This window comes from Lentzea aerocolonigenes (assembly GCF_000955955.1).
Classification (GTDB): domain Bacteria; phylum Actinomycetota; class Actinomycetes; order Mycobacteriales; family Pseudonocardiaceae; genus Lentzea; species Lentzea aerocolonigenes_A.
Window position 1 is genome coordinate 12,447 of the sequence record NZ_JYJG01000095.1, and the last position, 14,104, is coordinate 26,550.

General features: G+C 69.0%; 10 protein-coding genes. 9 read left to right on the forward strand and 1 reads right to left on the reverse strand.

Annotated elements, in window-relative coordinates; translation table 11 throughout:
• The first annotated feature begins 5 nt into the window (after positions 1-5).
• The 7 genes from UK23_RS48680 (at position 6) to UK23_RS51565 (ending at position 7,768) form a co-directional block, all read left to right on the forward strand.
• On the forward strand, positions 6-2,909 hold the full coding sequence (locus tag UK23_RS48680; RefSeq protein WP_052684694.1) for a hypothetical protein: 2,904 nt from the start codon (positions 6-8) through the stop codon (positions 2,907-2,909).
• Between the two features lie 93 nt (positions 2,910-3,002).
• Positions 3,003-3,710 carry a hypothetical protein gene (locus UK23_RS15505; RefSeq protein WP_045312215.1) on the forward strand — a complete coding sequence of 236 codons (708 nt, stop codon included), beginning with the start codon at positions 3,003-3,005 and terminating at the stop codon, positions 3,708-3,710.
• Positions 3,697-5,889, forward strand: coding sequence for a hypothetical protein (locus UK23_RS15510; protein WP_045312216.1), 2,193 nt, complete (start codon positions 3,697-3,699; stop codon positions 5,887-5,889). Before UK23_RS15505 ends, UK23_RS15510 begins: the two co-directional genes overlap by 14 nt.
• An 82-nt stretch (positions 5,890-5,971) precedes the next feature.
• On the forward strand, positions 5,972-6,712 hold the full coding sequence (locus UK23_RS51555) for a peptidoglycan-binding domain-containing protein (protein WP_052684695.1): 741 nt from the start codon (positions 5,972-5,974) through the stop codon (positions 6,710-6,712).
• A complete protein-coding gene (locus UK23_RS51560) occupies positions 6,709-7,302 on the forward strand; it encodes a transglycosylase SLT domain-containing protein (protein ID WP_156213129.1) in 594 nt (197 codons plus the stop codon). Before UK23_RS51555 ends, UK23_RS51560 begins: the two co-directional genes overlap by 4 nt.
• Positions 7,303-7,328: 26 nt before the next feature.
• Positions 7,329-7,601 carry a hypothetical protein gene (locus UK23_RS15525; RefSeq protein ID WP_045312217.1) on the forward strand — a complete coding sequence of 91 codons (273 nt, stop codon included), beginning with the start codon at positions 7,329-7,331 and terminating at the stop codon, positions 7,599-7,601.
• Positions 7,598-7,768 carry a hypothetical protein gene (locus UK23_RS51565; protein WP_156213130.1) on the forward strand — a complete coding sequence of 57 codons (171 nt, stop codon included), beginning with the start codon at positions 7,598-7,600 and terminating at the stop codon, positions 7,766-7,768. Before UK23_RS15525 ends, UK23_RS51565 begins: the two co-directional genes overlap by 4 nt.
• 63 nt (positions 7,769-7,831) lie before the next feature.
• On the opposite strand, the gene UK23_RS15530 is transcribed toward UK23_RS51565, so the two are convergent.
• Positions 7,832-9,577 (reverse strand): recombinase family protein, encoded by a 1,746-nt coding sequence (locus UK23_RS15530; RefSeq protein ID WP_082114677.1) that lies wholly within the window; start codon positions 9,575-9,577, stop codon positions 7,832-7,834.
• Between the two features lie 214 nt (positions 9,578-9,791).
• On the opposite strand from UK23_RS15530, the gene UK23_RS15535 reads away from it, so the two are divergent.
• Both UK23_RS15535 and UK23_RS15540 read left to right on the forward strand, forming a co-directional pair.
• Positions 9,792-11,603, forward strand: coding sequence for a phosphocholine-specific phospholipase C (locus UK23_RS15535; protein WP_082114678.1), 1,812 nt, complete (start codon positions 9,792-9,794; stop codon positions 11,601-11,603).
• Positions 11,604-11,660: 57 nt separating this feature from the next.
• Positions 11,661-14,084: a primosomal protein N' gene (locus UK23_RS15540; RefSeq protein ID WP_156213131.1), complete on the forward strand. Its 2,424-nt coding sequence runs from the start codon at positions 11,661-11,663 to the stop codon at positions 14,082-14,084.
• Positions 14,085-14,104 lie beyond the last annotated feature (20 nt).

Here is a 14,104-nt window from a genome sequence, read left to right on the forward strand (position 1 = left end):
CTCTCTTGACCGCCATCGGTCACGCCTACCTCAAGATCATGCCCTCGTTCGTCGGCATCGGCCGCGCGGTCACCAAGGCCGTGCGGGAAGCCGAACGCGAAGCGCCCAAGGTCCAGTTGGACGCCGAAGTGCGCCGCGCGGACCTCGTCCGGCAGATCCGCACCGCTGCCCGCGAAGCCGAGCAGCAGCGCGTCACCCTGCCCACCCTGGCCGACACCGGCCCGGCCGGGCGCGAACTCGACCTGTTCCGCCGCGCCGAGTCCGGCAAGGACATAGACCTGCGGGTCACGCTGGACAAGTCGCTGGGCACGGCGGTTCGCGCGCTCGGGTCGCTGGACCAGAGCGTCAACCGGTCCACGGCGAGCATCACCCGGCACACCGCCACTGTGGGCACGTCCACCCTGCGCTACGCCGCCCTGGCCGCCGCAGCAGGCCAGTTGGTGACCGTCCTGGGCGGACTCGGCGGCGCGGCCGTCGCCGCCTCCGGGTCGCTGCTGCTCGTCCCCGCTGCAGGCCTCACTGCAGCGGCGGCGCTCGCCGTGCTGCGCATGGGCACCAGCGGACTCGCTGACGCGTTCGCGGAGACCGACCCCGCCGCGTTCGCCGAGGCCATCGCGAAGATGCCCCCGCACATGCAGGCGACCGCCCGCGCCGTGCGGGAGATTCAGGGCGAGTTCGGGACCTTGCGCCTCGACGTCCAACAGCGACTGTTCGCCGGTCTCGCGCGTGAGGTGTCCGACCTCGGTGCGTTGCACCTGCCCGCCGTGCGCACCGGCCTCGGGGAGATGGCCGACGCGCTCAACCTCTCCGCACGCGGCTTCGCATCGTGGGGCCGGGAATCGCGCACGGTCAACGACGTCCGCCTGATCCTGGACAACTCGTCGCGCTCCATGAGCGCGCTCGCCGGTGGCGTGTCGCCGGTCCTGTCGGGACTGCGCGACATCGCCGCCGTGGGCTCGGGCTTCCTGCCCGCGCTGGCCGAAGGCCTCGCCCAGGGGGCAACGAACTTCGGTGAGTTCATCGGCCACGCACGGCAAACCGGCCAACTGGCCGGGTGGATCTCCTCTGGTCTGTCCACGCTCGGCGAGCTGTTCACGTTGCTGGGAAACATTCTCCAGATCATCGGCGCTGTCTTCATGGCCGCGAACTCCGGCGGCGTGAGCCTGCTCGGAAACCTCAACACGCTGACCGGCGCACTCGCCGCGTTCCTCTCCACGGGCGAGGGAAGCGTTGCGCTGCAACAGATCTTCTCCGGTCTGCGGGCGGTGACAGCGGCGTTCCTGCCGTTGTTGCTGGCTGTCGGCAACGCGATCGTCACCTACGTCGCCCCGGCGATCGAACAGCTCGGACCCGTGATCGGGGTGGCGTTCGGCACCCTGGCCGCCGCCGCAGAACCGGCCGGTCGGATTCTCGCCGCGCTCGCGCCACTCGCCGGCGTCGCGGCGCAGGCCCTCGCCTCGGTACTCGTGCCCGCACTGACCGCCGTGTCCGGTGTCGCCGCCGAGCTGGCCCCGGCTATCGCCGAGCTGGTCGCCGAGGTCGTCGGCGGCGGACTCGCGGGCGCAATCCGTGAGCTGACACCAAGTCTGATCGAGCTGGCCCGCGCAGCGGCCCCGCTGATCGTCCAATTCGGACGGCTCTTGGTCCAGGCACTCCAGATCGCCGCGCCCGCCCTGGCCTCGCTGCTCCGGGTGCTGACGCCCGTTGCGGCCGCGATCGGCGGCACGCTGCTCGACGCGCTCGCCGCCGCCCTGCCCCTGGTCGGCCAGCTCGCCGACCTCTGGGCTCAGGTCCTACTGGCCGGGCTGCAAGCCGCCCTGCCCGTCCTCCCGGTCGTCGTCGAGGTCGTGCGCCAGCTCGCCGACGTCCTCGGCAACGGTCTGGCCACCGCCACACCTCAGCTCGTCGAGCTGGGCCGCCTGCTCGGCGAGACGCTTCTCATTGCCCTGCAAGGACTTCTTCCGATTCTGCCGCCCTTGGCGGAAGCGTGGATGCGGGTCTGGTCCGAAGGCCTGCTGCCGAACTACCCGCTGTTGCTGCGCCTGGTCGTCGAGGTCCTGCCCGCCCTCGTCCAGATGATCACCGCCGTGGTGCCGCTGGTGACCCAGGCGGCCGACGTGCTCGCCACCTGGGGCGGCATGGCCGCGATGGTGTCGGCCCGATTCCAGGACGACCTGTTTCCCGTACTTCGGTTCCTGCTCAACGAGATCGTGATTCCGATCTTCGGCAACATCGTGTCCACTGTGTCCGGTGCGCTGCGCATCCTCCAGGGCATCATGTCCGTCGCGATGGGCCTTGTCACCGGCGACTGGTCGCGTGCCTGGTCCGGCGTGCGGGACATCGTCTCGGGCGCTCTCCAGTTCGTCCGGGGCGCGGCCGACATCATGGTCGGCGGGCTGATCACGCTGCTCGGTTCGTTGCCGGGCCGGATGATCGGCGCGCTCGGCGATCTCAACGGGCTGCTGGTCGAGGCGGGCAAGAACCTGATCCGGGGCCTGATACGCGGTATCGACGCCATGATCGGGTACCTGCGCGACAAGCTCAGGCAGGTCACGAACCTGTTGCCCTCGTGGAAGGGCCCGCCCGCCAGGGACCGGGTTCTGTTGCGGGACAACGGTGTTCTCATCATGCGCGGACTCGTTGACGGGTTCGCCCGTGAAGAGCCCGCAGTCCGCCGCTACCTGTCCGGCCTGACCGAGCGCATCCCCGAGTTGCCCGCGCCACGATCGGCGCTGCCCGCCGGCCTCGACTCGCGCGGCGCAGCCGCACAGCAGGTCAGCACGGCGGACTTGTCGAAGTTCCTCGACGCGGTCACCGCCCTGTCCGATCGGCCGATCGTCGTGCAGGTCGGCACAACCGAAATCGCCCGCGCCACCGCAGACGGGGCACGGGTGCTGTCGAGGAGGTGAACCCCGCTGGAATCACTGTGGATCGGACCACCCGGCCGCCTGCGGGAGATCACCGACGCCGCCACCGACCACGACCGCTCGATCGGACTCGGCGTGACCGAGTTCCGATCGTTGGCCGGGAGCGTCACCGTGACCAGCCTGGCCACGCCACCGCGCCGGATCTCGCTCAGCTTCGACAGCCTGACCGAGGACGACGCGCGATGGCTCGAAGCGCTCGCACGCCGCGTTACCGGTCCAGCTCCGTTCGCCGTGATCGAACCGGTCGCGCTGAACCTGCTCGACGGGCCGCAGTCCCAGGGCTACGGCCCTCTCGGCGCCTACGAAACCAACGGTGGCGGCGCGCTCTCCCAACGGGCTGACCGTCAGGTCACCATCGGCAACACCTCGTCCACGTCGGCGCTGAGGTGGCGGCATCCGTACTGGAGTGGCTGGCCTGTCGTAGCCGGTGCGCGGCTGGGCTTCGCCGCCGCGCTCGCCCCGCTGTCCGGGGTGTGCGCGCTCGACTACCTCGACGCGGGCGGCGCCCTGCTCGGCAGCTCGCCGCAGGGCGTCACCGTCTACGACCTGCCCCCGGCCGGAACCGTGTTCGTCCGCCCGACCGTGCGCCTGGTCGCCTTGCCCGCGCCCGTCCTCGTCGGCCCCGCCTGGCTGAGCATGGACGTCCCCGCGCAACCAGGCGTCCCGGTACCGCTCGGCGACGGATGCCCAGCCATGACCGTCACGTCCTACAGCGACAAACCACGCCCGTGGGGACGAGACCTCTCCCTCGACCTGGTGGAGGTGCGCCGTGCTCGAAGCTGACCCCGCTCTCGTCGCCGCCCTGGCCGCGACCGAACGGCAGAACACGACCCTGACCCGCTTCGGCGGCAAGGACCTGACCGAGCAAGTCACGTCCTGGTCGCTGGACCGCGCCTACGCCACCGACCTCCCGGCGCCGATGCGCGCCGTGCAGGGATCGGCGGCGGCCGAGCTCCGGCTCACGCTGTCCGGCGACGGCGAGCAGACCGCCACCCAGCTCTACAGCCCGTATGCCCCGCACGCCACGTCCGACATCGTCCGGCCACGGCAATCGGCGGTGCACGGCTGGGGCCTGGACACCAGCGTCCTTCCGGCGTTCCGCGGCTCCGTCCGTGACCGCGCCGCCGACAGCGCGACCGGCACTGTCACCGTGTCCGCACTGGACGCGGCCGAGCGCCTGCGCGACGCCGCCCGGCTCCCCGTCACCGTGACCGCCACGGCAGGAAGCCCGATCAGCTCGGGCGTCTGGGTAGTGGACCACCTCCTGCGCAACGCGGGCATCCACTCCGCACCGCCGCCGCGTGAGGACTGCATCCTGTACGCGAGCCTGCACGGCGGCGTCACACCGGACATCGGGTTCTACCGCCAGCACTCCGGCGTCACGGGCTACACCCGCACGAACGTTCCGTGGGAGATGGCCCCCACCACCAGCAACGAGTACACGATCCGCTGGGACCCGCGCACCCGAACCACCGTGCCCGGACGCGGCCTGTTCATGGAGACCTGGGCCGACACCACCAGCGCAGCCGCCTCGGGCAAATTCACGCTGATGGCGTTCTACCAGGCCGACGGCGCCACCAACCAAGTCCGCATGATCGTCGACTTCGCCCGTGACGAGGTGTGGCTGGGCACCAACGCCAGCGTGGTCATCTTCACCCGGCCCAACATCTCCGGCCGGGGGCGCTGGCACATCGGCGTGTACTGGCAGTTCGACGGATTACAACCCCGCGCGTGGCTGTACCTGTCCGGCCCCGGAAACCCCTACACGGTCGACGACACGTCGCTGTTCGACCCGATGCCCCGCAGCAACCTGAACTACGTCCAGCTCACCTCCGGTGTGCCGTGCGAAGCGGTTCAGGTGTCCATTCGCAACAGTCCACCCACACAGGCCGAGTTCGAGCAACAGGGCTGGACACGCGGCGCGGTGCTCGACGAGATCGGATCCGAACTCGCCGCCATCCCACCGGTGAACGGCTCGGCATGGGACGTCATCACCGACGTCGCACAGGCCGAGCAGGCAACCGCCGAGTTCGACGCGCTGGGCATCTTCCGCTGGCGCACCAACCGCAGGTTCCTCAACCCTTCCTTTGACAAGGTGCACGTGGCGACCAGCGAACGCGAGATCGCCAGCATCAAAGTGTTCGAGGCGATCGACAACGTCCGCAACGTCGTAGACGTCCCGTATCAGACCTACCAGCCCGGCACCGCCGCCCTTCGGTTCACCGAACCCCGCGTACAACAGATCCCAAACGCGTCCCTCTCACTGACCTACGAGTACGACGTCACCGAGTACGACTCCGCACCACCCGTCGTCTACGTGACCACCCCACCCGAGAACACCTCACGCGTGCGGTTCGCCACCGACCTCGACGGTCGGGCCGGTGTTCACGGTGCCGTGGAAACCACGGTGGAGCGCGACGGAACCAAGCTCACCGTGACGTTCCGCAACGTGCTCAATCAGCACTTGGTGCTCGTCACCTCCGGCGGGGCGTCATCGCTGGCCATCTACTCCACCGGTCTGGCGCAAAGAAGCCCGTCGCGGATGTCGTGGCGCAGTACCGACAACCCCAGCCGCGCCCGCTACGGCCCGCAGGTCTACCAGGTCCCCGCGACGCCGTGGATTCAGACCTTCCAAGCGGCCCGACGCGTGGCTAACTACCTGCTCTCGGTCGCCTCGGCTCCGCTGCCCACGCTCGGAGACGTCGAGATCCTGCCCGATCCCCGCATCGAACTCGGCGACCTGGTCGCCGTCATCGACAACGTCGGCGCACGCCTGTCCCTGCTCGCATGGGTAGTCGGAATCCGGCTCAGCGGTGACAACACCGGCAGCATCAAACAGATCCTCAGCCTGCGCGCCATCGACAGCCCCGGCCCGCCTACCGACACCGGCCTGTCACCAGACCCACTACTCGACCCCGGCGCCCGAGCGCGGCTGCTCCGTGAAGGCATTCGCGTCCCCTAACTCCCAAACCCACCAAGACCAGCGCCCGTCATCACTCCCGGTGGCGGGCGCTTTGTCATGCCCACCAACAGAAAGAGAACGAATGGCCTGGCGTGTAGCGCGATCCCTGCTCACCCTCCGAGACCAGATCAACGCCGCGTTCCCCAACCGCAACAAGGCATCCGACGGAACGATCGGCGACGAGAACCACGACTCCACAAGCGACCACACCCCGTGGTACGGCGGCATCGTCACCGCACTGGACATCACCCACGACCCCGCCCACGGGATGGACATCGACAAGTTCACCGACCAGCTCGCCGCGAGCCGCGATCCCAGGATCAAGTATCTGATTGCGAACGCGTTGATCCTCGACTCCCGACCGCCGTACAACCCGTGGAAGTGGGTGAGGTACAACGGTTCCAACCCGCACCGTTCCCATGTCCACATCAGCGTCATGGACTCGCCGCTGTGCGACGACCCGCGCCCGTGGAACATCCCGATGCTCGGCGGCGCGACTGCTCCGCCGCCGCCCCGGCCGCCGACATACCCGACGTTCCCCTTGCGCCGTGATGAGTACTTCGGCGACATCGCGGGGCCGCGTGAGTCTCACGGCGGCGCACCTGTGAGCCAGGGCGGCATCCCGAACGAGGCGTACTACGTCAAGCTCATCCAACAGCGGATGCAGCAGTGGGGATACGCGCCGACCTACCCCGGCTGGGCGGACGGGATCTACCAGCGCGAGACCACGAACGCCGTTGCCGCGTGGCAGCGCGCGAAGGTCCCCGGCACCACCAGGTTTGGTGAGGTCTGGTGGGACGACTGGGCGATCCTGTTCCGGTGACCCGGCGCGCTGCGGCGCTGCTGCTGGTCGTCGTTCTCCTCGGCGGCACAACGGTTTCCCTGTTCGTCGAGCCGAGACCGCCGCCCGAGGCGGAGCCCCCGCGGCTTACCTCCGCCTCGTCGCCGGCCTCTCCCGTCGCCACGACGACGACCGCCGCACCCCCTGACCCACCCGCCCCACCGGTTCCAGCGCCACCGCCGCGCGATCCGATGCCGGCGTGCGGCGTCGCCACCGCCGCCCAGCTCGACCGGTGGATCGACCAGGCATCCGCCGCACTGGTCTGGCACGGCGAAGCGCCGATCACCGACCGGGCCGCCGTGCACCTGATGATCGCCTACGAGTCCAGCGCAAACCCCTGCGCCATCAACGAATGGGACTCGAACTACTGGGCGGGGACCCCGTCCAAGGGCCTGATTCAAGCGATCGGCCCGACTTTCTCGGCGTGGCAGTTGCCCGGTTACCCGGACATCTACCACCCGGTGGATTCGATCATCGCCGGAATCCGTTACGCCCGAAACCGATACGGCAGCGAAAGCCGCGTTCCCGGCGTTGTCAACGTCCGCGCTGGACGCGGCTACGTCGGCTACTGAACCCTTACCCGAGGAGAACAACTCTCTTGTCCGCCACTGAATCTCGCCCGCGCCCGTTGCGCACTATCGCGTCCATCGTCGGTGGACTCACCGCCCTGGTCTCCGGCCTGGTCGGCTCTGGCCTTCTCAGCACCGACCAGGGCAGTGCGATCACGGGTGTGATCAACGCCGTTGTCGTGCTGCTCGGCACGCTCGGATTCGTCCTGAGCGCCGAGCGCAAGGTGACCCCCTTGTCTGACCCCCGAGATAGCGCCGGACGGGCTCTCGTGCCCTCTGAGCGCGAGGGAGACACCTGGTGACCAGCATCCCCGACCCTCGAACGGTGCTCACGGCCGAAGACCTGGCGACGGCCCGTGCCAGGGTCGCAGGAACACCGAGGCTGTCCCCGGCGCAACTCGACCTCGTCGCCGCCGTGTTCCGGCCTCACGTTCGTGACGCCCTTGCCGGGCACGGGCCGAACGCCTAGCCGGATATGAAGAGACCCCCAGTCCCGACTACGGGACTGGGGGTCATTCGTGCGTTGGAGCTGTTATGCCGCAGGCACCGACTCGTCGGACGCGTCACTGGTGAACAGGAAACCTGAGTCGATCGTCTCGGTTTCCAACCCGTTGCGAGGACGGGTCTTCGCCCGGTTCATCCTCGGGCGCATGATCGCCCGCAGGATCTCGCGCTGTTGCGCGATGTCCAAACCGAGGAAGACCCCACGGGCATCGGGACCGATGACTTTCGACAGCACCGGCGGCAACGCCGCGCGCTTGGCCCGTTCGTCCGCTTTCTTGATCTCCGGAAGTAGGGCCGCCTCGAACATCGCGAAACTCTCACGTGTGATCCGGTCCGCCAGGACGTCGTCCCGGAAACCGTCGAGCTTCGCGCGCAGACGCTCGGCCTCGTCGAGTGCTTCAGCCGCCGTGTCAACAGGCTGGTCGAGGCGGAACAACTGAGCCGCGTCCTCACGCTCAAGAAGCTGAATCGCCTGCTCGGTCAGCCACGCTTCCACCAAGTCCTGGCGGCGCGAGACACAACCTCGGTCCATGCACCCGAGGCGGCGTCCTTTGGCCGAGTTGCGCGACTCCAACCGCCCGTCACACACGCCGCACCGCGCGATGCCCGTCCACAAATGCTTCGCTCGGGTCCCTTCCCGATGCGTCGCGCGTGCAGGGTCCTCCAGGATCGCGAGAACCTTCACGTGATCATCCGGCGAGATGATCTCTTTCCACGTGACCGGAACCGGCTCCATCCGGAACCCCTCCGGCGCAGTCGGGTCCATCACCTTGTGCTTGACGACCTTGCCCAGATGCACCCGCATCCCAGCACGCGGCTTGGACTTGACCACATTGCGCACCTTGGTCCCGTCCCAGCGGGACGCCACCACGTAAGAGATGCCACGCCGGTTGAGGTCCCGGCCGATCTCCTTTGGAGCCTCACCCGCGTGAACTCGCATCACCACGGCAAGCGCGCACTTGTGTTGCTTCTCCGTGAGTGACTTCGTGAACCGATGCCACTCAAGATCGTTTTCGTAGGTGGCGGCGAGCTTGAGGACCTTGCGCCGGTCCCACCTTCCCTCGTGAGGACAGGGCACACCCTCATCGTTGAGAGTGTTCGCGATCCAACGGAGGTTCTTGCGCTCCTTGACCCACTCCACCATCCGCAGGATGGTGGCGGACTCCTCCTCGACGATCACCCACCCCAACGGTTCGCCGGTCTCAGGGCAGTACGTGGGGCGATACCCGTAGGCGGGATGCCCGAAGTAGTCCCCGCGCTTCGCCCGCTGGCGGACACCGCGACGCGAATGGATCGAGATGTTGTCCGCCGCGCCTTCCGCTTCGGCGGCGTCGCGTGCTGTGATCTTGCGGTCCACGGGGTCGGTCATGTCGTAGATGCGACCGCCGTATGCCCAGTACGCACCCGTCTGAATGCAGATCTTCCGAAGCTGGACGTACATCTCAAGATCTCGTTGCGCTCGGCTGCTGTCGAAAGTCCACAGCAGGTGTGCGCGTCCTGACTTGAGGTCGTCCAGTGCCCGTTCGTAGTCGTCGCGGCGATCCTTGCCGAAATGCGATCCGCTCAGGTTGTTATCGGTGTAGGTGCGAAGGTGGGTGATGCCGTTTTCGTCGAAAAACTCCTCTCCTTCATCGTCCTGCGAAGCAACCGAGATCTCACGCCCGCTTGAGTCCTTCGAAGCGCGAAGGTAGCGAATGCCGACGAGCTTCGAGATATCGCGCAACTGTGGGCGAGCGCGGTTCCTCAACAACGGGTTCAACGTTGCTGTGCTCACGGATTGACCCCCATCTGATCAATCTGAGCGTATCGCGGCTCGCTCGAACAAGTGGCGCCAATTGTCCGAGCAAGGGCGAGAAACTGAGTTGCGCAAACCTGCGCTTGCCTACTCAATGACAGGCCGTCGCCGTCGGTCACGACAGATCGACGATATGCGATGATCCGGGGTGGATAGATGCGCTCTTCGCGCTCTCGGGAATTGCTCACGGATAATGACAGTAAGAACGAACTTAGCGTTCGACCACTACTACGGGACTCTTCGCGGCGTGCGCGGCTTCTCGGACCGGAATGCGTTGCGCGGCGTTTTCTCGCAGTCGGGCGTGCTGCCGTTCCCGGTGCGTGAGGCGGCTTCCGGCCGGGACATCCAGTACATCGGCGACCTGGACCACAGCTGGAACGGCGGGCACACGGCGTTGCGCGGCGGGTGGAACGACAACTGGGTGCCGGCGAAGACCGCGGCGACGATGGCGTTCTACACGCGGCAGGACCTCCCGTTCCACTACGAGCTGGCCGACACGTTCACGTTGTGCGACGCCTACCACTGCTCGGTGCCCTCTTCGACCTCGCCGAACCGCAACTACTGGGTGTCCGGGTACACCGGTTTCGAGCCCGCCGGCGGTCGTGCGACCGGGAACGCGGCCTACAACGAGGACAAGCACGCCGGGTACTCGTGGAAGACCTATCCCGAACGCCTTGAGGCGGCCGGGAAGTCGTGGCGGGTGTACCAGGAGTGGGACAACTTCCAGGACAACAACCTGGAGTTCTTCGTGCGGTTCAAGGAGATCGCGCGCAAGGTGCTGCCCGCGGGGTTCAAGTCTCTCGGCAAGCTGTACGGCACCGGTGACCCGGCGTTGATCGGTTCGATCGACCTGTCCGGCCTGACCGCGGCTGAGAAGTCCTTGTACTCGCGCGGATTGCAGCGCGTTCGCCCTGGCGGCCTGGGTGAGGCTTTCCGCGCTGACGTTGCCGCCGGTCGTCTTCCCGCGGTCTCCTATCTTGTTCCGTCCTCTGTGGACTCCGAGCATCCCGGCGCGTCTTCTCCCGCCGCCTCGGCCTCGATCACCTACCAGGTGCTGGACGCGTTGGCCTCGAACCAGGACGTGTGGGAGTCCACGGTCCTGTTCATCACCTACGACGAGAACGACGGCTTCTACGACCACGTGCCGCCACCGCGCCCGCCGCTGTCGGTTGCCGACGAGTACGTGGGCGACCGGCCGTTGGGACTCGGTGCGCGCGTGCCGATGACGGTCGTCTCGCCGTGGTCCGTCGGCGGGTACGTGTGTTCGCAGGTGTTCGACCACACGTCGATGACGCAGTTCCTGGAGAAGTGGACCGGTGTCCGTTCCGAGGAGATCTCCGCGTGGCGCCGTACCGTCACCGGCGACCTGACCTCGGCCTTCGACTTCGACCGCCGCCGCACGTGGCCAGAGGTGGGCGAGCCGGCCGCCGTTCCGCCCGCCACGCCGCGCTGGCGTCCCGCGCCGCCGTCGTCGCAGAAGATGCCCGAACAGGAGGCAGGCCGCAGACGTGCGCGCGCCCTGCCGTACCAGCCCGACGCGTCGTTGCGCGGCTCTTCCCTGGAGATGACCAACTCGGGTTCTGCCTCGGTTCATCTCGCGCTGTACCCGTACTCGGGCCAGTTCGCCGTGCCGCAGCACTTCGACGTCGCTGCTTCGGCTTCTCTCGAGGTGACCGGCGATCACGACCTGGTGCTGCTCGGCCCGAACGGTTTCCGCCGTGAGTTCGCTGGTTCTGCTTCTGACCGTGCGCGCGTGTCGTCGTCGGTGCGCGGCTACAGCCGTGTTTTGACGTTGACCTTCGAGAACACCGGCACCTCCCGCCTGACCTTCGTGCTGGGCCGCCGCCGCTACGTCGTGCGCCCCGGCCACCGGCACGTGATCCCGTGGCTGACCGTGATGAACTCGGGCTGGTACGACCTGACCGTGACGGTCGAGGAGGAGCCCGCGTTCCGCCGCCGCCTCTGCGGTCACATCGAGAACGGCCACGAGTCGATCTCGGGCTGACGCCTCTTCGGCGAGGCACGGCGCGTGACTGTCGGGGCTGTCTGATAGACCAAGAGCATGAGCGCGAAGACCGGGGCAAGACGGGGCGAACGGGTCCCCGCGGCCGAGTTGCCGGTCGCCCGCATCGTGGTGGACGTGCCGCTGGCCCACCTGGACCGCCCCTTCGACTACGCGGTTCCGTCCGAACTGGACACAACGGCCGTCCCAGGCTGCCGTGTCCGCGTCCGCTTCGCGGGCCAACTCGTCGACGGCTACCTGTTGGAGCGAGCCGAGACCTCCGACTACGAGAAGAAGCTCGCCTTCATCGAAAAGGTCGTGTCACCCGAACCGGTGCTCTCGCCGGACATCGCCGCCCTGGCCCGCGCGATCGCCGACAGGTACGCCGGCGGCATGATCGACGTCCTGAGGCTCGCGATCCCGCCCCGGCACGCCCGCGCGGAAGCCGCGGCGTCGGGCACCCCGGCCCCGCTGCCCCAGGTCCCGGCCTGGGTCAGCGCGCTTCCCGAAGCCGCCGCCCCGGCTGTGGACGTTCCCGCCACGGGAGACGACCTCCCGCAACCGGATGCCAGGGCTTCGGAGCCGGTCGCCCCGCCGCCCACGGGCGCGACGGCCTCAGCGCCCGCAGACCCGCCGCCCGCCTCTCCCTCCGCCCCCGAGGCTTCCGCGTCGCCTGCCTCTCCGGTGACGCCTGCTTTTGTCGCGTCGCCCGAGTCGCCCGCTTCTGTCGCGTCGGCTGAGTCTTCCGGGGCGTCCGTCTGTTCCGCCGTGCCTGAGTCGTCCGCGTTGCCTGCCTCTTCCGCGTCGTCCGGTTCTGTCGCGTCGGCTGAGTCTTCCGGGGCGTCCGTCTCTCCCGCCGCGCCTGAGTCGCCCGCGTCGCCCGCCTCTCCCTCCGCGCCCGGCCGGTCCGCGCTGCCCCCGGTCCCCGCGGACGCCTGGGCCCGCTACCCACGCGGCCCCAAATACCTGGAAGCCCTCCGCACCGGCCGTCCCGCCCACGCCGTCTGGCAGGCGCTCCCGTCCGAGGACTGGCCCGCGCGCCTCGCGGAGGCGGCGGCCGCGGTCGCGTCCACCGGCAAGGGTGTCGTCATCGTCGTGCCGGACCACCGCGATCTCGCCCGCGTCGCCGAGGCGTGCGGCCGGCTCATCGAAGGGGTGGTGACCCTCTCGGCCGACCTGGGGCCGTCGGAGCGGTACAAGCGCTGGCTCGCGGTCCGGCGAGGCGTGGCGCGGGTCGTGGTGGGCACGCGCGCCACCGCGTTCGCCCCGGTGGAGAACCCCGGGTTGCTCGTGGTGTGGGACGACGGCGACGACCTCCACGTCGAGCAGCGTTCGCCGTACCCGAACGTGCGCGATGTGCTGGTGCAGCGCGCGCACATGTCCGGGGCGGCGCTGCTGATCGGCGGGTTCGCGCGCACCGCCGAGGCGCAGCTGCTGGTCGAGACGGGCTGGGCGCACGAGATCGTCGCGTCCCGCGAGACGTTGCGGGCCGTGGCGCCGCGCGTGGTGTCGGTGGGCGACAACGAGTGGCAGGACGTCAAAGACCCGGCCGCCCGCACCGCGCGGTTGCCGTCCATCGCGTTCGACGCGGCACGGTTCGCGCTGACTGATTCGCCTGTGCTCATTCAGGTTCCGCGCCGCGGCTACGTGCCCGCGCTGGCGTGCGGGCAGTGCCGCGGACCGGCGCGGTGCCGGAGGTGTGCGGGACCGCTGGCGTTGCCCGGCGGCACCGAGGACAGGCTGCCGAAGCCCGCGTACTGCCGGTGGTGCGCGGCCACGGAGGCCGCCTTCCGGTGTCCGACGTGCGGCTCGCGCCGGTTGCGCGGGCAGATCATCGGTGCCCGGCGCACGGCGGAGGAGCTGGGACGGGCGTTCCCAGGGCACCCGGTCCGGACCAGCGGCGCGGACGAGGTCCTCACGAAGGTGCCAGGGAAGCCGGCGCTGGTGGTGGCCACGCCGGGGGCCGAACCCGTCGCCGAGGGCGGGTACGGCGCGGTGCTGCTGCTCGACGGGTGGGCGTTGCTCGGGCGGGCCGACCTCCGGGCGTCGGAGGAGACGCTTCGCCGGTGGATGACGGCCGCCGGACTGGTGCGGCCGGGCAACGGGCGCGTGGTCGTCATCGCGGACTCCGCGCTCACCCCGGTGCAGGCCCTCGTGCGCTGGGATCCGGTGTGGCACGCCGCCACCGAGCTCGCCGCGCGCACCGAGCTCGGGTTTCCGCCCGCGGTGCGGATGGCGACCGTCGACGGCACCCCGGACGCGGTGAACGCCCTGCTCGACGAGCTGCACCTGCCGTCCACCGGCGAAGTCCTCGGGCCCGTGCCGCTCGGCGACGACGAGACCAGGGAACGCGCTCTGGTGCGGGTCGCGCGCACCGAGGGCAGGCAGCTGGCCGCTGTACTGGCCGAGGCACAGGCCGTGCGGACCGCGCGCAAGGAGCAGGAGCTGGTGCGGATCAAACTCGATCCGCTCGAGGTGCTGTAGCGCGTCGAGCGGCCTGGACG